The sequence below is a fragment of the Christiangramia aestuarii genome (assembly GCF_009735585.1).
Classification (GTDB): Bacteria; Bacteroidota; Bacteroidia; order Flavobacteriales; family Flavobacteriaceae; genus Christiangramia; species Christiangramia aestuarii.
In genome coordinates this window covers 1-406 of record NZ_VJVW01000120.1, presented here as the reverse complement: position 1 = coordinate 406, position 406 = coordinate 1, and the positions used below count along the sequence as shown (strand labels likewise).

1 protein-coding gene is annotated in these 406 nt (G+C 68.5%); it reads left to right on the top strand.

The window, feature by feature from the left end:
- Positions 1–406 (top strand): TetR/AcrR family transcriptional regulator (locus tag FLP08_RS17185; protein ID WP_156278140.1); only part of this gene is annotated, 406 nt, incomplete at both ends.

Genomic DNA, 406 nt, shown 5'->3' with positions numbered 1-406 from the left:
CGCCCTGCTGTTGAGCAAGGCCGCTCCGCTGGTGAAGCGCCAGGGCTTCGCCAGCACCGGCCTGGACACCTTGATGAAGGCGGCTGGTCTTACCACCGGGGCGTTCTACTCGCAATTCTCCAGCAAGGCGGAGTTGCTCGAAGCGATCCTGCAGCGCGAGCTGAGCGCCCAGCACGATGCCTTTCCGCTGGACAGCCTGGAGCAACTGGCCGGCGCCACCCGTCTCTACCTCAGTCGCGGTCATGCGCAGCATGCCGACATGGGCTGCCCGATTCCGGCGCTGGCCGCCGAGGTGGGCCGGGCAGGGCCCGAGGTGCGGGAAACCTTCGAACGCGCCCTGGAACAGCGGCAACGGCGGCTGGCCGAACTGATGGGCGACGAGAACCGGGCCTGGGTGCTCACCTGC